The following is a 24,446-nucleotide window of genomic DNA, read 5'->3' on the forward strand; positions in this document are numbered from 1 at the left end:
GAGATGAAAAAATATAAAATACTTCTGCTAACAATGTCCGTGGTGACCATGCTGGTTTCGTGCAACGAAAAGCTGGACCTGCCCACCGACGGCCGCATTACAATGGACCAGGTTTTCAGCGACTATAACCGGACAAGAGGGTACCTCAACTCCTGCTACGGTTTCACTCCAAAACCTTATATGGACCGGGCTTCCTTCACCGACGAAGCGCAGGATGCCGACGATATCACGCCGGGATCGAGATACATTGTGTGGTACGGCGGGAATGTAACTTCGCTCACTTATCCGGGCAATTCTGCGGATGGAAGTCCTTGGGGAAAGCTTTACGAGGGAATCAGGAAATGCAATGTTTTTATTGAAAATATCAAAACTGCGACCGTCTACGCGAGTGAGGGTGAGAAAAATTCATGGACGGCCCAGGCGCACACTTTGCGCGCATTGTACTATCTGCAACTGATCAAACGCTACGGCGGAGTACCTATTTTCGACAAGCCGCTGGCCATCGACCACGATTTTTCGCAGGATAAAAGGGCGACTTTCGCAGAGGTAGTCACATTTATCCTGGCTGATTGTGATAAAGCATTGTCTTACCCGGCCACGAGGGAAGGTTTGTCCTGGGATGTTTTTGATAATCAATATGGTATCATGACGAGAGCGGTTGCCTATGCGATCAAATCGCAGGCTGTGACCTACGCAGCGAGCCCGCTCTGGACAGACGGAACTTACACCTGGCAAACGGCTACTACCATTACAGCCGAGGCCTTGGGACAATGTCTGGCAAACGGATACCGCCTTTTTGACGAAAAACCGGCTGCAAACATTGCGCAAAATCCTTATGCACTGTATTTCTTCACGAGCTCAAACGATCAGCGCGCGACCGACAAGGAAACGATCTACCACGCAGGTGACGCCATGCAGGTTTGGCGCTACGCAGGTATGCCAACGAACCCCGGTATGGAAAGAACAGGCCCATGCCCGACGCAAGATCTGGTCGACAGTTATGAAATGGCGAACGGACAAGCGCCCGTAACCGGATATTCCGATGCCAACCGCACAACACCGATCATCAATGCGGCTTCGGGTTACAAGGAAACGGACCCTTACACAGGTCGCGACCCGCGTTTTTATGCCTCGATTTACTACAACGGAGCAGTGAGAAACCTGGATCAGCCGGCTGGTAAAAAGGTAGAAACTTTCGTGGGCGGCGCAGAGGAAATCTCTGATATCAACCGCAAGCATACGCGCACGGGCTATTATTTGCGAAAGTTCAACAATTACAGATCCGGGCAGAACAACGATGCCGACGGGGCGATACGCCTTTTCAGGCTTGCTGAACTGTACCTGAACTTTGCGGAAGCGGCTAACCAATCGGTGGGCCCGGAAGCGGCGGTGAATGTAGGTACGCAAAGTATGTCTGCGCGGCAGGCAGTGAATGTGGTGCGGACACGGGCAGGAATGCCTGGTTTTCCGGCCGGACTGACGAAAGATGCTTTTGATAAAAAATACAGAAACGAGCGCCGCGTCGAACTTGCATTTGAAGAACACCGCTTTTTCGACGTACGCCGCTGGAAGATACTGGCTGAAACAGACCGATTTGTGACCGGAATGCGGATCACAAGAAACGGTACCAACCTTGTTTACCGCAGGTTCAAATTCACCAATCGCAATGCATTTTCTGATAAATACCTGATGTACCCAATTGATCAGCAGGAGGTCGATAAAATAATCGGTCTGTCCGGCGTCGACTGGCAGAACCCGGGCTGGCTGGATTAACCAGCAATGAATACCCGGCGTTGATCGACTATATCAATGCCGGCTCCACTAAACCCATAAAAATGAAAAAAGCGATTTTAGTATTAATGCTGGCCGGGGCGAAAGTCCTGGCGCAGCCGCTGGCCGGTACCGATGATCTCGGCCGCACGATCCCGCAGAACAACACGGTCGGCGATCCCAAAAGCAACCGGCAGGTAGGTATGTTTTACTTTCTGTGGCACGATGTAGCGCCGGCCCGGCACTGGGATTTGAATGAGATTGTTTCAAAAAATCCGGCTGTCCTGGAAGATTTCGATCACCCCGACTGGGGCGGCGACCCGAAAAACGGGACCGGCATGTATTACTGGGGACAGCCTATTTATGGATATTACAAAGGTGATGATTACTGGGTGCATTTGCGGAGCGTCCAGCTTTTAACAGACGCAGGAGTCGATTTTCTGGTGATGGATGCAACAAACCGACTTACTTACGCCAAGCAGGCCGATGCATTGATGAAAGCAATGGACGCGGTTCGGGCGCAGGGAAGAAAGGCGCCGAAAATTGTTTTTTATACCAATACCCTCTCCGGCGAAACGATGCAGGAAGCGTATGATCTCTTTTACAAAGAAGGAGCTCCCTACCGCCACCCCGACTGCTGGTACATGCTCGACGGGAAGCCGCTGATCATCGGGATCAGCAAAGAAGCCGACGGTAAAAATTTCAAATCATTCTTCACATTCCGCGAATCGCAGTGGCCGACCGAGGCGCAGAAATCGAACGGCTGGCCATGGATCTCATTTACCAGACCTCAAAAAGTACATTATAACAATGCTGGGGAAGCAGAAATTATCAATGTATCAGTCGCGCAGCATCCCAACCCGACTGCCGGAATGGGCGGTTCTGCATTTTACGGGAACAAAGATAACTGGGGCAGAAGCTACCGGAACGGTTCTCCCGGAGATCCGAAAAAGGATATTGCTTATGGTTATAATGTACAGGAGCAATGGGATTTCGCGATCAAACAAAATACACCCTTCGTATATGTGACCGGCTGGAATGAGTGGATTGCGGGCAAATTTCCGAGCCACGACAACAATCCTGAACATTCGTGGTTTTGCGATCAGGCCAGTCCGGAATATAGCCGGGATATCGAACCTTCGCTTACCGCTGGTCTGAAAGATCATTATTATATGCAGCTGGTCGCGAATGTGCGCAGATACAAAGGTGTGGAGGCAAATCCTATATTGGGTCCTGAAAAAAGTATCAGCAAGTTTGATGACTGGAAAGGCGTAGAGACGGTTTACAAAGACTACACCGGGGATACCCAGGCGCGCAATCATCCAGGTGCCCAAACGGAGCCCGCGATGGTTTACGTGAATAAAACAGGCAGAAATGATTTTGATGAAATGAAGGTGGCGACAGATGAAAAGAACCTTTATTTCTACGTAAAAACGGTAGCTGAGATCACGCCCAACTCCGGTGACAACTGGATGCGCCTCTACCTCGATATTGACCGAAAAGCAGCCACTGGCTGGAAGGGTTACGAGTACCGCATTGTTTCGGGGAATACTTTGCAGCAGTACAAAGCCGGAAATTGGCACGATGTGAAGAAAGTGACTTACCAGACGAGCGGTAATCAAATGATGGTAACTATTCCTAAATCCTTTTTAACTAATCTGAAATCGCCGCTGAATATGGAATTCAAATGGTCGGACAACATGCAGGAAGACGGCAACCCGCTCGACTGGTATGTAAACGGCGACGCGGCCCCCGGCGGGAGATTCAATTTTATCATCAGCCAATAATCTGATCAATTAATAGATCATTCTATCAATCTAATCAATGTCCCGTCGGCTGAAGCCGACGGCAATTGATGCTGATGTGATTGATCTTTTTTTGAAATCAATCAATACCCGCCGGCTTAAGCCGACGGAATCTACCCCCAATCCGCTGAGAGGGGGGCTATTTCTCTAAAAGTGCCTCGGATGTATTCCTAATAATTAATCTGAATCCCACTCCCGGCCCAAGTGTGCTTTCCCTATGCAAGTAAGCACAGGTAACCCCCTCCAGGGTCGGGGGTAAAACCAGCTTATCCTAACCCTATGAAAATCAAACTCCAAGTCCTGTTATTACTTCTTGCATCATCTGCATTCGCACAGAATTATAGTCCGCTGGTTACCGCTACTGATGCCGTCGGGCGGAGGCTGCCTGACCAGAAGGAAGCGGGCGATTTTAAGAAGGAGAAGTTTGTGGGGTTGTTTTACTGGACCTGGCACACGCAGCAGGCGAAAAACAATCCTGCATTGAATGTGACTGAATACCTCTCGCGCAACCCGAAAGCGATCCACGACTACAACGATCCGATCTGGCCGAAACGAAAAAGTCCGTGGTTTTGGGCGGAGCCGCTTTTTGGGTACTATGTGGATACCGACGCGTGGCTGCTGCGCAAACATGCTGAAATGCTCGCCGACGCAGGTGTGGATATGATCATTTTTGATTGTACCAATGGAAACCTGACCTGGAAAGAATCCTATATGAAGCTATGCGAGGTATTCACGCAGGCGCGAAAAGACGGAGTCAAAACGCCGCAGATATGCTTTATGCTGCCGTTTTGGACAACCGACGGCGGAAAAGAGATCATCAGGGAAATTTACACAGATCTTTACAAACCGGGAAAGTACAAAGACCTGTGGTTCATGTGGAAGGGAAAGCCTTTCATTATGGCTTCCCCTGAATTTACAGAAACTATTAAAGGAAAAACCGCGGAACCTGCGCTTGAAAAGGAATTGCGTGAGTTTTTTACATTCCGTCCCGGTCAGCCCGTGTATAATAAAGGTCCTGAAAAAACAGATCACTGGGGCTGGCTGGAAATATTCCCACAGCACGGATATAAGAAAAATGCAGACGGGACCTTCGAACAGGCGACGGTGGGTGTAGCGCAAAACTGGACCAAAGCACGCGGCCTGACCGCATTGAATGCAACCGGCTCTTTCGGAAGAAGTTATACGCATACAAACGGGCAGATCACGACACGAGATGCGGTGAATTACGGTTTTAATTTCCAGGAGCAGTTTGACAGGGCGCTGGAAATCAATCCTGAGCTGATATTCATTACCGGCTGGAATGAATGGATCGCGGGCCGCTACGATGTATGGCAGGAGCAAACAAACGCATTCCCGGACGAATTCGACCAGGAAGGCAGCCGTGATATTGAACCTATGAAAGGCGGGCACGGAGATAATTACTATTACCAAATGGCTGCGAATATCAGGAAATTCAAAGGTTTACCTGCCCGTGAGCCGGTTTCCGCAGCTTTTACAGTGGCGATAGACGGGAAGTTTACCGAGTGGGATAAAGTAACCCCTTCATTTACTGCCCACAAAGGCAATACGATTCACCGGGATAGTCCGGGGTGGGGGAGTTTAGTTTATAAAAATATAACCGGCCGGAATGATATTGTGCTTTCGAAGGTAACTCGTGATCAGGAGTTTGTGTATTTCTATGTGGAAACCGCGCAGCCACTTTCTCCCAAAGAAGATCCCGGCTGGATGCGGCTTTTTATTAATATTGATAAAGACAAAAACACGGGCTGGGAGGGATATGATGTTGTGATCAATCGCATTAATCCCGATAAAAAAGCTATTGTAGAGAAAACAGACGCAGCCTGGAACTGGACGAAAGCCGGGGAAGTCGATTTTGTTGTCAGTAAAAACAAAATGGAGATTAAAGTCCCGAAATCGATGCTCGGCATAACTGGCGAGCCGGCTTTTGAGTTCAAATGGAGCGATAATATGCAGGAACAAGGCAATGTAATGGATTTCTGGATAAATGGCGACGCAGCTCCGTCGGGCAGGGCTAATTACATTTATCAGCCCTAGTTCTCTACCCCCTAACCCCCTAAAAGGGGGCTTCGCTCGATAAGTACCCCCAACCCCCTCAAGGGGGCTTAATAGAAAATGAAAGGCCCGCTTTTAGGGGGTTGGGGGTAATTTTTCGACCCAATGCCCTTTATCCTAAACTCAACCTTCAAACAGCATTCCGGAATGAATGATCGATTCAAGAAGTCCCGGCTTGGCAGCACTATTGTTTTATCCGCGGTACTTATTTTTTACGCGCAAAGTTGCAGCACCCCCAAAAGCAAGTCTGGCCCAAGCGCCAAAGTTTCCCAAAACGGACAACCTTCGTCGGAGCTTTTCGCCGAGCATATTCGTACTACCAAATTCCAGACGCCGGAAGAGGAACGCAAAAGTTTCGTCCTGCCGCCAGGGTTTGAAATAACACTTTTCGCTTCCGAGCCCGATATTACCAAGCCTATAAATATGGAGTTCGATGACCGGGGCCGGCTTTGGGTTACGCAAAGTTCCGAATATCCGGTTGCTGCCGGGCAGAGTGACGGGAAAGATCGAATCACCATTCTGGAAGACAAAAACGGCGACGGAAAGGCAGATACCTTTACCAATTTTGACAATAACCTGAATATCCCCATCGGCATTATGCCCGTAGCCGACGGTGCTATTGCTTACAGCATTCCCAATTTGTATTATTTCAAAGACGAAAACAATGACGGGAAAGCGGACAGTAAAAAGGTATTACTGGGTCCGTTTGGCCACAAAGACACGCATGGAATGGTGAATAACCTCATGCGCGGCTACGACGGCTGGCTGCACGTTTGTCACGGTTTTTCAAATACCTCCCATGTAGCCGGCAGCGATGGGGATACTATTAAAATGACTTCTGGAAATACATTCCGTGTGAAACTGGACGGCAGTCACGTGGAGCAAACCACTTTCGGTCGGGTAAATCCGTTTGGTTACGCTTATGATGAAAAAGGCTATTTATATTCGGTGGATTGTCACACGAAGCCGATTACGCAGCTGATTGCCGGCGGAGAATATCCGCATTTTGGCAAGAAAGCCCCGGCGGGACTTGGGTTCGCGCCGGCTATGATGGACTACGATCTGGGCTCTACTGCATTGGCTGGGCTGGTTTACTACACAGGTACACAATTTCCCGAACAGTACCGAAACAGTTTTTATACGGGCGATGTGGTTACGTGCCGCATTGACCGAAATAAGATCACTTACAAAGGTTCCACGCCGGTTTCCAAAAAAGAGGAGCCGCTTTTAGTAAGTAAAGATCCGTGGTTCCGGCCGGTGGATGTGAAGCTGGGGCCCGACGGCGCGATCTATATTGCTGACTTTTATAACCGCATTATCGGACATTATGAAGTGGCATTGAACCACCCGGGCCGCGACAGGCTGAGCGGGCGCATCTGGAAAATTACTTATAAGGGCAGCGAGCCACACCAGGATATGAAGGTGACGGATTGGTCGAAAGCGACGCTGGATCAGTTGATTGAGGGATTGAAACATCCGCAGTTGAATACGCGGTTGAAAGTTGCGGATCGGATTGTGGATACCTGGGGGGAGCAGGCAATGAAGCCTTTGGAAAAGTTAATTTACGCAAGCGAAAAAGCAACTGATAAAGCCGCAGCTGTACATGCATTGTGGATTTTGAACCGGCTAGGTGTTCTCAAAGCCGAATTACTGATGGATGCGATGAAAAGCACGGATGCCAATCTCCGCATACATGCCCTGCGAATTGCGCAGGAGGATGTGGGTGTGTTTCATGATGTTAATAATCTTGTAGTTGATGCATTAAAATCAGATACTGATCCTTCTGTCCGTAGGGTTGCGGCAGAGGTTGCGGGTAAATTTCCGCGTATTGATAACCTGCAACTTTTGCTTGCATTGCACGACCAGACTGATGCGGAAGACACGCATTTGAAATATACTGCCATGCTCGCGATCCGGGATAACTTAAAGGACAAAAGCATTATGTGGCGCATTCCCGGCATGAAATGGACGGACAGCCAAGCTGCGCTGCTGACTAAAGCCATGCTCGATGTGCCTTCGAGCGGAGCGGCTGCATTTGTGTTGGATTATACATTAACACACGATCTTCCAACTGATGATCTCATTAAAAATCTGGAATATATCGCCAGGTACGTATCTCCCTACCAGCTGGAAAAAGCGATTGATCTGATCAATAAAAGGTTTGCAAACGATCCGGAATCGCAGCTTTCTCTATACAATACCATCCAGGCAGGGGTGAAACAGAGCGGCCTGGCGCCGGGGGAGAAGATGGAGGCTTGGGGTAATAGTCTGGCTACAACATTTCTTGGCGGCATTTCAGAAAACTCGGAAACGTGGAAGAGCAAACCGGTACTGAAAACAGCTGAGCCGGGTAATCCGTGGGTGGTCACTGAGCAGTTTCTCACTGATATCACGCCTGCTTTTCGTATTATTTTGAGTGAAAAAAATGGCTATATCCCAACGGCTGCGTTGTATTCGGTTCCTTTCAAATTGCCGGCCACGCTGAAAATGAATGTATTTGACAACGATATTCACAACCTGCCTGATAAAAAAGGTATTTCACGGAATGCAGTTCGGGTAAGACTGGCAGCAAGCGGAAAAGTGATTTCGGAATATAGATTGAACCAGAAAGAAACGAGTCAATGGAAAGATTTGATCAAAAACACAACTTTTGATCTGAGTGCCTACGCCGGACAAATGGGTTATATCGAGGCGGTTGACAGTTCGCAAACCGGCTCCATCGGCTTTGGGAAACTGGAACCTGCCGTACTCAAAATTCCCGCGAAGGCACCCGGTATTGTATCTGACCAGCGGGTAGCAGCCGCTGACATTGCGGGCGAGTTCAGGCTCAAATCGCTGGAACCGAAGTTGCAGGAAATGTTGAAAGCGAAATGGCTGGATTACCCGGTGCGCAGCGCGGCGGCGAATGCATTGATGAATATTGATCCAAAGGCGAATGTAAATGTGCTTGCGGAGGTATTCGATGATCCTGCGGAGCTACCTGTATTGCGCGAGAAGCTAGCGGCTTCGATGGGCCAGGCGCCTTCTTTTTCTATTTATGAAATGCTGAAAAAGCAGCTGGCCGGTGGTGCACGGAATTTACAGGTTGCGATCGCTACGGTACTTGCCAATACTTCGCAGGGTATTGATTATCTGCTGAGTGCATTTAAAGAGGAGGCTGCAAGTCCGGATATCGCCAATGAAATTCCGGTAAAAGAGCGATTGGATTTGAATGCGAATGCAGGTCAGCGGGAGCAAATGCAAAAATTCCTCGCGGCAGGAGCGAACGAGCGGGAAGAAAGACAAAAATTGATAGATACACGCATAGCTAATTTTAAACCGTCAACCGGCCTTACCGATGCAGGAAAGGCTATTTTCGTTCAGAATTGCAGCGCCTGTCACCAGGTCTTAGGCCAGGGCGGAATGGTGGGCCCGCAGCTGGACGGTATCGGAAACTGGGGACACAAAGCATTGACCCAAAAGATTCTTGACCCCAACAGGAATATAACCGAGGCATTTCGTACTTATAATATCACATTGAAAAATGACCAGACGCTGACGGGCCTTTATCGCAGAACAGAAGGTGAAACGATGGTATTCGCAGATATGACCGGAAAAGAATTTGCGGTAGCCAAAAACGATATGAAAGAATACCGCGCTTCCAAGTACACATTAATGCCCGATCAGTTTAAAAATATAATCCCGGAAAAGGATTTTTATGCTTTGATGGATTATTTATTGAGTGTGAAGTAATTGTCACCCTGAGCGCAGTCGAAGGGAAGTGTGCATAAAGTCCATTCCACCGCCGGGCGCCTAGGTAGCGTGCTGCACGTTCCTTCGACTTCGCTCAGGGTGACAGGGGTTTCTGAAAAAAAAGGAGTTTTAACATTAAAAACGATAGAAATGCATCATAAACTTATCTATATCTGCCTGCTGGTTCTTCTGATGCCGGGTCTTGCTCACGCCCAAGCCAAAGGGAAAAAAGGGGCGGATGTTAAGTTTAAAAAAACAGAGCTGACCAAAAGGTTCATTTCCGAAGGAGCCGCAATGGGCGATGTGAATAAGGATGGAAAAAAGGATGTGCTGGCTGGGGCATACTGGTTTGAGGCACCCTCCTGGAAAGCGCACGAAATCATGAAGCCGGATACTTTTCAGGTAAATGGCGGGTACAGCAATTCATTTCTGGACTATGCGATGGACGTGAACCAGGACGGTTGGATCGATCTGGTCCGGATAGACTGGCCGGGAAAAGCGGCATATTGGCACGAAAACCCCAAAGGGAAAACGGGACACTGGCCCGCGCATGAAATACATGGATCGGTTGGAAACGAGTCGCCGATGATGGTGGATATTGACGGCGACGGCAGATTGGACCTGCTTTGCAACGATCCCACTGCTAAAAAAGTGATCTGGCTAAAATCTCCTTCCAAAAAAGGGGATGTTGCCTGGGAGAAATTCGTGATCAGCAACGATCCGAATAATTCTACGCACATGTATACCCACGGAATTGGTTATGGGGATATTAATGGCGACGGAAGAAAGGATGTGCTTGTGAAAGCAGGCTGGTGGGAAGGCCCGGCAGAGGGGCCGGCCAAGCATGGAAAAGAGGAAGACTGGAAATTTCATCCGGCCGATCTGGGCAAAGATTGTTCGCAAATGTATGTGCTCGACCTGAATGGCGACGGGTTGAATGATGTGCTGAGCGCCTCGGCCCACGATTATGGTGTGTGGTGGCACGAACAACAGAAAGATACCCAGGGTAATGCAATATGGCGGCACCATACGATCGACGATACGTTTTCTCAAACGCATGGTCTGGAAATGAAGGATATCAACGGCGATGGAAATATCGATTTTATTACTGGTAAGAGGTATTTTGCACACCACGGAAACGATCCGGGCGAATTTGAGCCTGCCGTAGTGTATTGGTTTGAATATAAACCCGGCAAAACGCCAACCTGGACCCGGCACGAAGTGGATAACAATTCAGGAGTAGGATTGCACGTAACAGTTGAAGATATTAATAACGACGGGCTGCTTGATATTGTGACGGGTAACAAGAAAGGGGTAAGGGTTTTTACGCAGCAAAAGGGTAAATAAAATCGAATGAAATTCGGGATCAACACATATTTGTTTGCTTCGCCTTTTACAAATGACGGTGTTTCCTGGTTTCCGAAATTTAAGGAATGGGGCTTTGACTTTGTCGAAATAGCGGTTGAAGATCCGGCTAATATCGATCCGGTATTTGTAAAAATGGCATTGGACGCTGCTGGGCTGGAATGTCGCTCGGTATGCGCGGCAACTGGTCCTGGTCGCGATTTGAGGGGGAATCGGAAGGAGCAGGTTACATCCATGGAATATGTGCAGGCGCTTGTTGATCTTGCGCCGATACTCGGGAGTAAGCTGGTGGCCGGGCCGATCTATTCCTCCGTAGGTCGGGCTGACCTTGTTGATGAAGGAGAAAAGGTACAGCAGTGGCAGACTGCGGTTTCAAACCTTCGGAAGCTCGCAGCCTATGCGGCGGAGAAAGACGTGAAGCTGGCAATCGAACCGCTCAACAGATATGAGACGGATATGGTCAATACCTGCGACCAGGCACTGCGCATGATCGCGGACGTTGGAAGTGATAATTTGCTCGTGCACCTGGATTCATTTCACATGAACCTGGAAGAAAAAGATCCCGCATTAGCAATAAGAAATGCCGGGAATAAGTTGGGGCTGCTGCATGCGTCGGGCAGCGACCGGGGTACGCCGGGTGGAGACCAGATCAACTGGGACCGCATATTCGCCGCGCTGGATCATATTCATTATCAGGGAGATATTGTAATCGAATCGTTTACGCCCGATGTAAAGATCATCGCCAAAGCTGCTTCGATCTGGCGGGTTATTGAGCCTTCGAAAGAATCGATTGCAATAGATGGACTGCACTTTTTGAGATCGCTTGCATTCTAGCTCTCGATAAAGTTTGGACATAAAAAAATCCCCGTTTTGAGCGGGGATTTTTTTATGTATCTGTCAATAATCAGGCAGTAAGCTCTGCTTCGAGGTGTGAAGTACTCAAATGCAAAACGTCAGTTGTCCAGGCTCTGGTTTTGGCTGCGAGTTCTTCATTCTTCGCAAGTGACTGACCGTAGGAAGGGATCATTTTCTTAAACTCATTTTGCCACTCGGCTGATTTCGCTTCCGGGAAACAGCGCGCGATCAGTTCCAGCATGATCGATACCGATGTAGAAGCGCCCGGAGAGGCTCCAAGCAATGCAGCAAGCGAACCGTCTGCCGCAGTCACCATTTCAGTACCGAATTCCAGAACACCACCTTCTTTCTCATCTTTTTTGATCACCTGCACACGCTGACCTGCTTTTAACAGATCCCAATCTTCCAGCTTTGCATCCGGCAAGTAATCCCTCAATGCTTCCACCCGATCCTCCGGCGACTGGCGTACCTGGTCGATCAGGTATTTGGTGAGCGGAATATTGTGTATTCCCGCCGCCAGCATTGGTTTTATATTATTGAGTTTGATTGATAAAGGCAGATCCAGGTATGAACCGTTTTTCAGGAACTTGGTAGAAAAACCGGCATAAGGCCCGAAAAGCAGCGCTTTTTGTCCGTCGATCATTCGGGTATCCAGGTGAGGTACGGACATCGGCGGTGAACCTACGGATGCTTTACCGTAAACTTTTGCCTGGTGTTTTTCAATGATCTCGGGTTTGTTGCAAACCAGCCACTGGCCGCTCACCGGAAACCCACCGAAACCTTTCCCTTCCGGAATGCGCGATTTTTCAAGCAACGGCAAAGAACCTCCTCCCGCACCGATGAATACAAATTTGGTCTGCACATAACGTGAGGCACGGCTGTCGCGTTCTTTCACTTCGATCATCCAGGAACCGTCTTTTTTCCGGGTAAGATCGTCGACTTCATGGTTGAGGAAAAGGTCCACACCTTCCTGTTCTTCAAGGTAATTGAACATTGCCCGGGTGAGCGTACCGAAATTGACGTCGGTACCCAGCTGCATTCTGGTCGCAGCTACTTTTTCATTTTTATCGCGCCCTTTCATCACAAGTGGGATCCACGATTTGATCTCTTCCTGGTCCTCGGTATATTCCATTCCCCGGAAAAGGTGGTGACTCGTCAGTGCAGTGTAGCGTTTGTGCAGGTAATCCACATTTTCATTTCCCCAGACGAAGCTCATGTGTGGAATATTGTAGATAAATGTGGCAGGCGATTCGATTACCCCGGTTTCCACAAGGTGAGCCCAGAACTCTTTCGAAACTTCAAAAGACTCGGCAATTTTCACAGCCTTTTTAGTTTCAACGGAACCGTCGGGAAGCTGCGGTGTATAATTGAGCTCACAAAATGCAGAGTGGCCGGTACCGGCATTATTCCATGCATCCGAGCTCTCAGCGGTTACCCGGTCCAGTCTTTCGAATATCGATATGGTAATAGCAGGATTCAACTTTTTGAGCAGGACGCCCAAAGTCGCACTCATGATGCCGGCTCCGATAAGAACAACGTCAGGCGTGCTCGTTTTTGAAGACTTTTTGGTATTCATAACGAATAAAGTATAATATGTTAGCGGGCGGCAAAACCCGGAAAAGTACAAAAGCTATTCTATAACAATCAACGTAATACCTTTCGTTTCGAAAATAGTATAAATCAAAAAAATAAAGTTATGGCAGGTTACAAGTTCTTGATTGGGGGCAATTAAAACTTTTTTAGTTGCAATAACTGGAATAAGTCGCTGCGCCCAAATCTTAGCGTGGTACAAAAACAAAGAAGCCGCTCCATTCAAGGGAGCGGCTTCCGAAAAATCTCTATATAAAAACAATACCAGATGCTGTTACTCTTTCAGTCCTAGCGCAGCCATAGCTTGCTTGTAATTTGTCCAGTCAACTTCTGCGCTTTGTCTTAGCTTATCTGCTGGGATAAACACAGCGCGAATCGCTTCAAACTGACGCTCGGGAGCAGCTTCCTGATCTTCCGACCAAGATAATGGACGAATGTCGACAAATATTGTATTGCCTCTCAAAAGCGTTACGAAATGGTAGTTAGTCGATTTGTTGTCCGCAAATCTTACGACACCCGGCTGCGCCCACCAGAATCCCTGGCTTTTGATAAATACGACAATAGCGCTTTTGTTAATCATTGCAGTGTCGGCAGCAGTCAAATTTGCTTTTCCAAGCGTGTATCCACCTTTCGTTGTAGTAACAGCTCCTGTTAAAATTTCTTTCGCTCCCATGCCATCGGCGCCAGCTTCACCTGGCTCACCTTTTTCTCCGGCAGCTCCTGGATCGCCTTTTGGTCCGGCCGGGCCGACTTCTCCCTGAGGGCCGTCGCAACCAAATCCAACACCAATCAATCCAATCCATGCAATGAACATTAGCTTTTTAATCATAATCGTATAAGTTTAGTTAAAGAGTTGTTGGTACTTGAGTAGAAAATGTTGAAAACAAATAAAACAGGAAATGTTACAAATACCTAGGATGCGCATCCACATAGGCCGCAAAATTAGGCTCTTTGCCCTGTTTTTTGTTGAATTGATACAAAAATTGTACCACCCACAGGGGTTACACGTTACAAATTAGCTACAATGAAAAACTTCGCCCAACCTTATAGTAAATTTGCTTCAATATTGAAGTTATTGTAGCTTTATTAATATTTTCATATATATTAAGTGTAGTAGGAAGTTTCGGGCGCGTCACCCGGTCGTGCTATGCAAAATTTATAACACTATCATAATCCAAGATTTATGAACACAAAAAATTTTACAAATTTTTTTTTCCTTCTCTCGTTCGGCCTCACACTATTTGGAGTTCAGCTACACGCGCAGACACCTTGGAGTGGCAAGTATGGGAATGAGTGGCTTGCAGGGAAATACGGCCAGTCATGGTTGAGGATCGGGGTTAGCAAAAGTGGTCTGTACAAAGTTGCATTGCCTGCAAACTTTCAGAATAAGCCCGGAAAACTGCATTTGTATCGTCGGGGAGTTGAAGTTGCCCTGGTTAGTGCCTCCAATACGGAGATCGAATTTTACGGTATCCCCAATGACGGAGCTTCCGACGCGCTGCTTTATCGCATGCCGACGTCCAGGAAGAATATGAATTTCAGTATATATTCCGATGAAAGCTCCTACTTCCTGACTTTCGATAATACGGACAGAACGCCTGCCGCTGTAGAGGCGCTAACGCCCGATGATGCCATCGCGAAGCAGGAATCGCACAAATTCACTTTTTACAAAGAATTTGTGATCGAGAATTCGCACATGACATCTTACCCAACCAGGCCTACCACACTGAACAGCTATTTCGAGGAAGGTAAAGCAGGTACCGGCACCAGATTGGGCAATAACCGTCCTCTGGCTACTGTGAATCCGAAGCCTGCCGTTTTTACATCAAATTACGTTGCAGAACCTTTCGCTTATGAGGTAAAAGCCCGGCACGGTTCTGCCGCACCGAAGCTGAACGTTCGTTTGAAGGGACGTGGGTATCTTTTTAGTGCCAATTCAACTGTTCAGGTTTGGGCAGGGAAGGATGCAGCCTCAACAGAACTGAGGGGTTCAACCACGGTTACTGGTTTTCTAGATAAAGATCTTAATGTGGACCTGCTTGATAAGGATATCGAGAATGGAAAGGGTATTCTTGGATTTATGTCGACCGGCGGAGCAACAGACGGTTTCTCAGTGTCTTACTACTCAGTTACCTACAACCAGAAGATCGATATGCAGACACTGGGTTCATACGAATTCAATTTTCCTGCATCTGCTTCGAACACGCGTTTTACGATCCTGAACCCGCCAGCTGGAACTCTCAGGTTCCTGGATATTACCAACCCCGACCAGCCAAGAGTGATCACAGGGAATGCTGCGAATATGATGATATCGCGGAATGGTAATGCACTCACGTTATTTGTAACCAAAGACGTTACGACAGTGCCTGCTACTTCGGTTACATTTCCGGCTATTTCACCTGCTAGTTCCGATTATTTGATCATTACGAATGAATTGCTCGCCACACCGGCTGCTGAATATGCGGAATACCGGAAGGATGATTCGCCAGGTAAAAAGTATAAGCCGCTGGTAATAAAAATCAAGGATGTATATAATCAGTTCAACTACGGAGAGCCTAGTCCGGTTGCGATCAGACGTTTTGTGGACTTTATGGTATCGGATAATAACAAGGATAAATATTTGCTCCTGCTGGGTAAGTCGATCACCTTTTACGAACGTACTGTACGGGAAATTCCTGAGGAAATCCCGACAATAGGCTTTCCAGGCTCCGATCTGCTGCTGGTTGACGGGCTGGGCGGCGCTCCTGACGACGTACCTGTGATTCCTTACGGTCGGATCGCGGCTGTTACGGAGCAACAAGTACGTGATTATCTTGAAAAGGTTAAGACCTATGAAAGTCAGTCCGAAAATTTAGGCTGGCGGAAAAATATCCTGCATGTAAATGGAGGAAAAGGCGAGGACCAGATTTCAGAGTTTCAAGAAAACCTGTCATTTATTGCAACAAGTGCGAAAATTGCGAGTGCTCCTTTTGCAGGTAAAGTTTACCCGAAAGTGAAGGATAAGACATTGGCAGCTAATGCTATTCAAAGTATCACACTCGCGCCGGAAGTGAACGGAACTGCACCGGGGATATCAGGTGTAGGGATGATTACTTATTTTGGTCACGGTGGAGTCGATCAAACCGACCTTGATTTCGGGTATGCGATGGATGATGCCAAAAATTATAATAATACCGGAAAGTACCCCGTGCTTTTCTACAATGGTTGTGGGGTGAATAACCTGTTCAACAACAGATTTAACCTTTTCTCTCAGCCCCTTACAAGTCCTTCTTTCAGGAGACCCATGTCACTTGACTGGCTGCTAGCACCGAACAAAGGCGCGATTGTGGTTTTTGGAAATGACTGGGATGCTTATGCAAGTACTTCCAATGAATATCTGGACAGACTTTATCTTGAAATTTTCCCAAAATCGGATGTAGATAGAAAAACGATCGGAGGTATTATTCAGGAAGTTGCTCTGAAAACCAAACTTGAAATGGGCTATTCTTACAGTGATGCTGTGAATGGAAGAACTGCTTCCTATTATGATTTCGACCGTGCCAATGTGCATCAGATCATTTTGCAAGGTGATCCGGCATTGCGTATCCTGATTACCTCAGGCGCACTTCCGGTAGAACTTGCTTCTTTCGATGCAAAGTTGGTAGAGCCAAAAAGAGTTGAGCTGAAATGGAGAACGGTTTCGGAAACCAACAACAGCCACTTCGCATTGGAAAGAAGTTATAATGGCAAGAATTTCACGGAGATCGGAATGGTTGAAGGTAAAGGCACTATCGATGAAGTTTCGGATTACCATTTCTTCGACACAAATCCACTTCCGGGAACAAGCTACTACCGTTTGAAGCAGGTTGATAAAGTTTCTGTAAAAGATGGCGCGACAATAGAAGGTAAGGCGACTTACTCACAAATTGTGTCGGTGACAAGAGAGAATACCAGCTTGCTTGTTCTTTCGCCAAACCCCACCAGAGATTTTATTAATATTGACCTGGATGCTCCTGTAAATATCGCACACTGGGACGTTTTGGATCAAAATGGCCGTGTTTATAAAAGAAACGGAAAAGGAACAAGGGTTGACTTGTCAAACCTGACCAGCGGCGAGTACATCATCAAAATTCAAACAGAAAATAATGATGTTTATTTTAGAAAGATTGTAAAGCAATAATAAAAGAAAAACACGGATAATGACGTATGTATATTATCCGTGTTTTTTTGTTTAATCCTGTCGAATATTAATGCACACGACTTTGAAAAATTTTACCTTCTCCATTCTCTTCTGTCTTCTTACCTCGGTTCCTGTTGTTGCCCAATGGGTCGCTCCCTACGCAAACAGCTGGATTTCTTACGGTAAACCTTACGTTAAGATTGCTGTTTCGCAACGAGGAATACACAAGGTTCCATTGGCTTCGCTACCTGCAAGCTTTCCAAAAAATCAGCCGGCTCAATTCCAAATCTGGCACAGGGGCAAACAGGTTTCTATTATTAGTGCTGATAATAATGAGATCACATTTTTTGGAGTGCCCAACGACGGATCCTCTGATTCGCTGTTGTACCGTCCGATGAGCAGCCGGTTAAATCCCTATTACAGCTTTTATTCTGACGAGAGCGCCTACTTCCTCACCGTTGGAGATATAGCCGGAGCCCGCGCTGAAAAAGTGACCAAGGCTCCCGATGCATCGATTAGTCCACTAGCCGCACACAATGCAATTTTGCTAAATGTATTCAAGAATGAATATTCATACAGCACAGAAAGTCCTATACGCGCACCACTATATAACAGCTTTTTTGAACAGGGAGCGAGCCATACAAGTAAGCCGATCCTTCGCGGAACACAGGGAACCTACCCATTTGAACTAACTAATAAAATCAAATCGTCTGCCCAAAAAGTAGCGGTTAAGATGCTGATGCAGGGCCGCAGCAATAACAGTCGCGCCATTGAAATTTACATTGGAAAAGATGCGCAGTCGCTCAGGCTGGTGAAAACGGTTAATAACTCTGGCTTCGGCGCTAGTGAGGCCGCATTTGATATTGAAGCTACTGACCTGGATGCGAATAATAAGGGGGTATTAGCTGTGAAATCGCCCAGTACTGAAACACTCGAAAGATTCTCACTAGCTTATTACAGACTGATCTATCCTTCCGCATTTGTCTGGAAGAGTCCTGCTACCAGTTTTTCTCTCCCGGGAATTGCTGGTCAATTTGGGCGAATCGCTATTTCCGGCGCACCCGACAATGCTACTGTATTAGATATTACTGATCTTGATAAGGTGAAAGTGATTACGGGGGACCCTAAAAATTTAATGGTGCCTGGGAACAGCTCCAAAACCTCCGAGCTCTTTGTTACAGGCGAGACATTCACCGTTCCTGCGGCCAAGATTACTCCGGTTGAATTTAAGAGTATAGACATTAAGACAATCAACTATTTTATCGTTTCCAGCGCGAACCTGAAAGATGGAGCTGAGCAATATGCGGCTTACCGGTCAAGTTCGGCGGGCGGCAAGTATAGTGCCAGCGTTATTTATATTCAGGATATCTATAATCAATTCAATTACGGAGAGCCCAGCCCGGTCGCGATTCGCAGATTTGTGGATTTCGCACTATCTACCACTGATAAAAATAAATATCTGCTCCTGCTCGGTAAGTCGAACACTCACAATGAAAGAATGAAGCGAGAGCTCCCAGACGAAGTTCCAACGGTTGGTTTTCCGGGTTCGGACTTCTTGTTAGTGGAAGGACTCGGCGGGGCGGATCAGGACGTTGCCCCAATACCTGTTGGCCGAATTTCAGCAATGTCTAATCAGAATGTGTTGGACTACCTGGAAAAGGTAAAAGATTACGAAGCAAACGAATCGGGCGACTTTGGCTGGCGCAAAACAGTTTTGCATTTGAATGGAGGTAAATCGACGTCGGAAATCAGCCAGCTTAAAAGCCAGTTGAGTTCTCTGACTCCATTTGTCACAGGCGGGTTTGTTGGCGGCAATGTGAAAGCTTTCGCGAAACAACAGGGCGTGCCGGGAGTAGAATCTGTCAATATCACACCCGAAGTGAATGAAGGCGCCGGACTGATCACGTACTTTGGTCACGGTTCGATCACTACTACCGACTTGGATATGGGCTACATTACCGATGTGGGCAGAGGGTATAACAATACGCATAAATATCCGATGATGTATTTCAATGGCTGCGGAGTCGGCAATATTTTCAGCGCCAGATTTAATACCAGCCCAACTGCCGGTGACCGGTACCCGCTTTCGCTGGACTGGCTTTTGGCACCGAAAAAAGGAGCAGTAGCCATTATTGCCAATTCATTTGAAAGTTTTGTGTCGCCTTCTGCAAAATATCTGGAAACACTTTATAAGACGATGTTCACAGATCCTGCCTCGATCAATATGTCGATTGGTAAGGTGATGCAATCTGTTGCTGAAAAGGTAATTGCAAGTGATCCAGGCGCTTATGCGATTTCAAATGTACATCAATCTCTATTACAAGGCGACCCGGCTTTGAAACTGGTTACCGTTGATAAGCCCGATTACTCGCTGGATCCGGACGAAAGTTTAATGCTCTATTCTCAAAGTGCAGATAAAAAGATCGGAGCTTCCGATTCAGTGAAATTATCAATCGCGCTGCATAACCAGGGCCGTTATATTCAAAGTGAAAAGGTTTTGGTTAAAATCATCTCCTATTTTAAAGCGGGTGAGAAATCTACCGAAAGAACAATTGCGGCATTTCCTTTACAGGATACACTCACAGTCACATTACCACGTGACCGAAATGTGGCGAGAATTGAAGTCCGCGTAGATCCGCTCAATACAATTTCAGAACTGGAAGAAACTAATAACATTGCTGAACTGGTGATCGACTGGGATGTTGCAGATAGTGAAAACCGCTATCCTCTGACCAAAGTGAAAGATCTGATAGCCCCTGTTCTGGAAGTGCAATTCAATCATGCGCCACTACGGAATGAAGCTTCAATTTCGGCAAATCCGGTATTGACATTTAAGCTGGAAGACAATAGACTGATTTCGCCGGATACATCTTTTATCGATATTTTTATAAAATCCTGCTGGGATGACAATTGTGAATACCGCCCTATTAAATACACAGCCGGCGAATTCAGAATGGACACTTTATCCAGTAGAGCATTTATGATCACTTTACTCAAAACGGATCTTCCCGAGGGAGAATATGAGCTGCTGGTGAATGTTTCTGATATGGCGGGAAATGTAAGTGTGCAGCCTTACGGTATCCGATTCAAAGTAGAAAATCCGGCAGATTCAAGAATGAGCGTTGTGGTTAGCCCAAATCCTGCTACTACTTACATTAATTTGCAAGCAAAGCTCAACAACTTTGAAGATGTAAAATCCCTGAAATACACGATATACGATCTCAATGGCCGGATAGTGGCAGAGGAAGTAAAAGAAAATAAGGGAACAAATATTCAGAACTGGTACTGGCAGCCGAAAGCCGGGCACGCGGGTCTTTTTATCTACAAAGTGACAAAGACGAATGCAGAAAACCAGGTCGAGGAAGTGAGAGGCAAATTTGTAATTTTAAGATAGCTTTTAAACAGCCTGGTTTTTGGTTTCGGCGAGCCATTCAAGCCAGGATGCAAGTGTAATAGTCCGGGTAACGTGAAACCAGGTTCTGACCTTTTCGGGGTAGGGGATCTTGTCGTTTTTCAGAATACTGACCTGTTCATCAAATTTCCTTCTGTCTACATACTCCCAAACCAATTTCGAATCGTTTAGAAAGCTTTTTGCCTGTTCATAGAGCCGCAACGTGATCTTCTGTCCGTGGGAAGAAGCAAGGGTCGCTTTGCTGCTTCTTTCCATTACCTCATCAGACAGCAGCCCGCGCATCGCTTCGCGGAAATGCTCCCGGCCTTTTCCTGATCCGTACTTAATAGAATCCGGAACCATCATGCAAATTTCAAATAGCTGCTTATCCAGAAATGGCGCACGGTTTTTCACACCGTAATATTCACCTAAAACAAATTGCTGCTCAGTAGCAGTAACAGCTCGTGGCGTGAATACATCCTCAAAATATTCCTGATGTCTTGGATCCAGATCGCCTCTGAGTGAGCGTGGAAGAACAATACCTGACTCTTCTGACTGAGGAAGTTGTAAGTATTCGTCTCTTAATATGGATTGCGGCGCCGCAACACTTGTCTGCATCCAGCGCTTCACGATATTCCCGAAAGCCCGCTTCATAAAGTAGCTTTTCGATACGCCCAATGCATTATTCACTTCGTTATATAGTGCGAAAAGCGCTCCGGCTGGCTTATTTCTCGATTCTGAAAAACGGTGGTAAAGGAAATTTTGAAGTACCAGGTCAAACTGCCGCTCAAAAGAATAATTGTCCCAGTCAGGGTAGTTCTTTGCCAATGAAAAATGCGGGACTCTTTTTCCGAGATAGTATTTCAGGTCCGCCCACTTTTTCTCCCGGAAAGAATTATTCAGAATCTCCATTCCGCTACCTATCACAGAATCACCTGCGCTACCGCGTAACAAAATGCTGCATCCCAGGTTACGGGCGTACGGCATGAGGGAAGTAATGAGAGAAGGAGAGAGCGTCGAAACCTCAGGCTCTCCGAATAGCGAAGTATGCAGCTGGATCAAATCAAAATCATCGTCCGACTGGCGCACTTCATGGTGAATAGAACCTATCTTGGAAACCACACTTCGGGAATAGAGGCTTTCATCCATTTCCTTGCTATCGTTCCGATGGTAGATCGTGTGCAGTGGACGGGACGGATAAATGTGCTTGAACATCGTGCTTACCGACGAAGAGTCCAAACCCCCACTTAAATGCGATGCTACCAGCAACGATTCATCACTTGCAGATGCGGAAACTGACTGACTGAAAATATCACGGATAGCAGGTGAAAAATCCTCAGGCTTGGAGTACCCGGCCCACTTTTCATTATTGAACGAGATATGTCGCTCTATCGATTCGCCCGCTCGTGAGACAGATAAAATATGTCCCGGGGCCAGATTTTGCACTTGCGAATAGAAAGTTCTTGAATAGTCGCTATTTCGCAGATCCATTCGGAATCTGTGATAAGTTACTATCATGGATTCATTTGGATCCAGATAGCCTTGCAGCGCTTTATTCCCTGCTATTGAAGAAAGACTAGTTGAGAAAAAAAGAAATTCACCTGGAATGTGAATATAGTATAGTGGGATTGTTCCGAAAAGCTCCCGCGCAAGATGAAGTTTGTAGTTAGCTTCATCGTACCAGATCGCAAGCCTTAGCTTGTTATCGGACGCACTCAGGATTTGCTTATATATATCAAAAGAGAACACTTCGATATGTAAAAAATTACATATCGAAGTGTTCTCTTTTGCCTTTTTGGTACTAGATAAAAGAAATTGCTCGTAAGCATCATTTCCAATATCCTTTGTTCCCAGAAAAAAATGCTCTAACTCAATTGACTTATCGAAAGTTGACTTTGAAAGTCTGAACCTGTCTTTTAAATTTTCCTGAAAGACAACTACACCTTCGATTAACAATATCGAGCATTTTAATGTGTTACAGACGTAATCTTAAGCGTCCGGTGCGAAATCGTCCGGAGGAGTAAGATCAGGTAGGCTTCCCAGTTTACCTTTTGTCAGGTTCCGTACAGAACCCATTTTCGAAAGAACCGGCTTACGATAAGACTTTTTCGTCTGTGTAGAGTGCGATGTCACTGTTCTCATTTTGTTTTGATTAGATGATTATATACCAGTATCCGACGTAAAATTAGGCACATAAATTTAATATCCAAATTTTAGAGGTATTAAATATAAGAAAAGCAAGTTTCCGCCGGATATTTAAATGTGGGTAAACACCCTATTCAATCCCGTAGTCAACGATTACTCTTGCTTTCCGGGTGCCCGAATCAATTTTTCCCGACCCGATACAAGCGTCGTCCTGGCAATACTCAAAGGATGTCTGGTTGTCTGACAGCAAACCAACCCCCAGTCCATATTGCTTTATTCCAATATACCGGTTGATGATCGAGCTATCGTTCCGCTCCACCACGCGCAGTGTCCTGTCAAAACTTTCAGCACCAACTTTCCCGGGCACATTCACATTCTCGTAATGATATTCTTCCTCATCGCGGTTATTGTAGGTATTTCCGTTCCAGGTCATTTTAGTATCAACGGGAAAAGCCATTGAAAAAAACGTCTGATTATCAATATTGGTCAAAATCTTGTCGGGATACTTCTGCACTTTGTATTCCTTGATCTTGGTCCAGTATTCTGTTTCGCTGCTCCTGGTCGATCGTGAAACGATATAAGTAAACATGCCCGCTTCATCCTCGCTTACACTTTCTACCTTGTCTTTTTCCTGCCAGTTTTTGATCACCGGATTTGCCTGCCCGGTAGAATAGATTTCCTCTTTCACATTGTACACAGTATATCTGCCGATTTCAAGCGGGAAATACCCGTACACATCAACAGGCTCTGTATTTTTCTGATCACAAGATTCCAGGGCGAAAAGCAGTAGACTTGCAGCAATTAACTTGGCTGTCAGGGATTTGTAAATGTGTGTAGCGATTTTCATGCTGTGCTTTTGATATAAGTGAGAATTCAATTCTGAATTAATGCGCCCGTTCTGCCAGCTTGCTTTTTAAGAAACCTATTAAAACCTGCAATCCTGTGTCAAAACGAGAGTTATTGTTAATAATCACATCCGCTTCCGAACGCAGGGGCAGTATAAACTTATCATAGGTTGGCGCCACGTGATGCTCCCAGCGATAAAGTACATCGTCGAGATCGTAACCTCTTTCATTATTATCACGAATGATCCGCCTTTTTATTTTAACGTGCTCCTTCGCGTCGACAAAAATTTTCAGGTCGATCAGCCTCGCTATCTCCGGGAAGTAAAAAACAAATATTCCCTCGACGATTATAATAGGCCGCGGCTCGAAGATCAGGATCTCAGGCTTGATCAGCGGGTTATTAAATGTATATTCCTTCTGATGTACTTCCCTTCCGGCGCGCAATACTGCAATATGCTCAGCGAACAGGTGATGATCGATCGTTTCGGGCAGGTCAAAATTTTCGACGCCATTTTCGTCGCGTGGAATTTCGTGAATAGGGCGGTAGTAGTTGTCCTGAGATATCCGGGTAATATCATCTTTATCGAACGAGTCGATCAGGCTCTTCATGAAATAAGTTTTTCCCGACGCGCTGCCGCCGGTTATGCCTACAATATAAGGTGCTGTTTCGTTAGGTATCATTTATTCACTTTGCGAGACTTTGCGAGAAAGCCTGT

The 24,446-nt window shown here is 46.6% G+C and carries 14 protein-coding genes; 8 read left to right on the forward strand and 6 right to left on the reverse strand.

Annotated features, from left to right (window positions below; all coding sequences use genetic code 11):
* The first annotated feature begins 3 nt into the window (after positions 1-3).
* The 6 genes from LZG94_RS00630 (at position 4) to LZG94_RS00655 (ending at position 11,579) form a co-directional block, all read left to right on the forward strand.
* Complete coding sequence (locus LZG94_RS00630; protein ID WP_233789946.1) at positions 4-1,773, forward strand: RagB/SusD family nutrient uptake outer membrane protein; 1,770 nt, start codon at positions 4-6, stop codon at positions 1,771-1,773.
* Between the two features lie 62 nt (positions 1,774-1,835).
* On the forward strand, positions 1,836-3,557 hold the full coding sequence (locus LZG94_RS00635; protein WP_233789947.1) for a hypothetical protein: 1,722 nt from the start codon (positions 1,836-1,838) through the stop codon (positions 3,555-3,557).
* Between the two features lie 297 nt (positions 3,558-3,854).
* Positions 3,855-5,630 carry a hypothetical protein gene (locus LZG94_RS00640; RefSeq protein ID WP_233789949.1) on the forward strand — a complete coding sequence of 592 codons (1,776 nt, stop codon included), beginning with the start codon at positions 3,855-3,857 and terminating at the stop codon, positions 5,628-5,630.
* A gap of 165 nt (positions 5,631-5,795) precedes the next feature.
* Positions 5,796-9,380, forward strand: a complete 3,585-nt coding sequence (locus tag LZG94_RS00645) for a PVC-type heme-binding CxxCH protein (protein WP_233789951.1) — start codon at positions 5,796-5,798, stop codon at positions 9,378-9,380.
* A gap of 150 nt (positions 9,381-9,530) precedes the next feature.
* A complete protein-coding gene (locus tag LZG94_RS00650) occupies positions 9,531-10,727 on the forward strand; it encodes a VCBS repeat-containing protein (RefSeq protein WP_233789953.1) in 1,197 nt (398 codons plus the stop codon).
* Between the two features lie 6 nt (positions 10,728-10,733).
* Positions 10,734-11,579, forward strand: coding sequence for a sugar phosphate isomerase/epimerase (locus tag LZG94_RS00655; RefSeq protein ID WP_233789955.1), 846 nt, complete (start codon positions 10,734-10,736; stop codon positions 11,577-11,579).
* A 70-nt stretch (positions 11,580-11,649) separates the two neighbouring features.
* Here LZG94_RS00655 and LZG94_RS00660 read toward each other — a convergent pair whose 3' ends face one another.
* Positions 11,650-13,227 (reverse strand): malate:quinone oxidoreductase, encoded by a 1,578-nt coding sequence (locus LZG94_RS00660; RefSeq protein ID WP_255700573.1) that lies wholly within the window; start codon positions 13,225-13,227, stop codon positions 11,650-11,652.
* A 237-nt stretch (positions 13,228-13,464) separates the two neighbouring features.
* Entirely contained in the window at positions 13,465-14,019 is a 555-nt protein-coding gene (locus LZG94_RS00665; protein ID WP_215234039.1) for a collagen-like protein, read from the reverse strand.
* A gap of 354 nt (positions 14,020-14,373) precedes the next feature.
* Between LZG94_RS00665 and LZG94_RS00670 the strand changes: the two genes are divergently transcribed.
* Both LZG94_RS00670 and LZG94_RS00675 read left to right on the forward strand, forming a co-directional pair.
* Positions 14,374-17,349 carry a C25 family cysteine peptidase gene (locus tag LZG94_RS00670; protein WP_233789959.1) on the forward strand — a complete coding sequence of 992 codons (2,976 nt, stop codon included), beginning with the start codon at positions 14,374-14,376 and terminating at the stop codon, positions 17,347-17,349.
* 70 nt (positions 17,350-17,419) lie between these two features.
* The gene (locus tag LZG94_RS00675; RefSeq protein WP_233789960.1) at positions 17,420-20,743 is read left to right on the forward strand and encodes a C25 family cysteine peptidase; all 3,324 of its coding nucleotides are present in this window, start codon (positions 17,420-17,422) and stop codon (positions 20,741-20,743) included.
* A 3-nt stretch (positions 20,744-20,746) separates the two neighbouring features.
* On the opposite strand, the gene LZG94_RS00680 is transcribed toward LZG94_RS00675, so the two are convergent.
* The 4 genes from LZG94_RS00680 to LZG94_RS00695 all read right to left on the reverse strand — a co-directional run bounded on the left by LZG94_RS00680 (position 20,747) and on the right by LZG94_RS00695 (position 24,411).
* Positions 20,747-22,696, reverse strand: coding sequence for an asparagine synthase-related protein (locus LZG94_RS00680; protein WP_233789962.1), 1,950 nt, complete (start codon positions 22,694-22,696; stop codon positions 20,747-20,749).
* A 33-nt stretch (positions 22,697-22,729) separates the two neighbouring features.
* The gene (locus tag LZG94_RS00685; protein ID WP_215234035.1) at positions 22,730-22,882 is read right to left on the reverse strand and encodes a lasso RiPP family leader peptide-containing protein; all 153 of its coding nucleotides are present in this window, start codon (positions 22,880-22,882) and stop codon (positions 22,730-22,732) included.
* Positions 22,883-23,015: 133 nt separating this feature from the next.
* Positions 23,016-23,732, reverse strand: a complete 717-nt coding sequence (locus tag LZG94_RS00690; RefSeq protein ID WP_233789964.1) for a hypothetical protein — start codon at positions 23,730-23,732, stop codon at positions 23,016-23,018.
* A gap of 37 nt (positions 23,733-23,769) precedes the next feature.
* Positions 23,770-24,411 (reverse strand): uridine kinase, encoded by a 642-nt coding sequence (locus LZG94_RS00695; protein WP_215234033.1) that lies wholly within the window; start codon positions 24,409-24,411, stop codon positions 23,770-23,772.
* Positions 24,412-24,446: the final 35 nt, after the last annotated feature.

The organism is Dyadobacter sp. CY343 (genome assembly GCF_021390335.1).
Lineage (GTDB): Bacteria > Bacteroidota > Bacteroidia > Cytophagales > Spirosomataceae > Dyadobacter.